The sequence below is a fragment of the Micromonospora sp. MW-13 genome, from assembly GCF_003434305.1.
Lineage (GTDB): Bacteria > Actinomycetota > Actinomycetes > Mycobacteriales > Micromonosporaceae > Micromonospora.
The window spans coordinates 1-463 of the sequence record NZ_QKKX01000007.1 but is presented as its reverse complement, the minus strand read 5'-3'; the positions used below and the strand labels follow the sequence as shown (position 1 = coordinate 463).

1 protein-coding gene is annotated in these 463 nt (G+C 69.3%); it reads right to left on the bottom strand.

What is annotated here, in order from left to right:
* Positions 1 to 3 precede the first annotated feature (3 nt).
* Positions 4 to 463: hypothetical protein (locus C5N14_RS04035; RefSeq protein WP_117665635.1), on the bottom strand; the 460-nt coding region annotated here is incomplete at its 5' end.

Sequence of the window (463 nt, the reverse complement as noted above, 5' to 3'; positions counted from 1 at the left end):
GGGTCAGCTGTTCCAGTGTTCGGCGACGAGGTCGGCGGCCTGCTGTTCCCACTGGGCGTACGCGTCGGGGTACGCGGACACCTGCACCGTCTGGGCGGCCTCGGTCAGCGGCATGTCCTGCCACCCGTCGACCTGCTTGAGGCCCTTGAGGAACGCCAGGGTCGAGTGCTCGGGGTCGGTGATCTGCTCCGGCGAACCCCACCCGGACGACGGGCGCTGCTGGAACAGGCCCAGCGAGTCGTGGTCGTTGCGGTCGCCCAGGTGGCCCAGGTTCTCCAGCTTCGACTCCTGCAACGCGGTGCCGACCGAGATGACCGCGGCGCGCTCGTCCAGGCCAGCCTTCTTCGTCGCGGCGACGATCGCCCTCACGTTGGCGGTCTGCTCACCGTCAAGCGTGATACGCGACTGCTCGCCCCGCACACCGTGCGGGATCAGCTTGCCCTTGTCCACGCCCGGCTTGTCG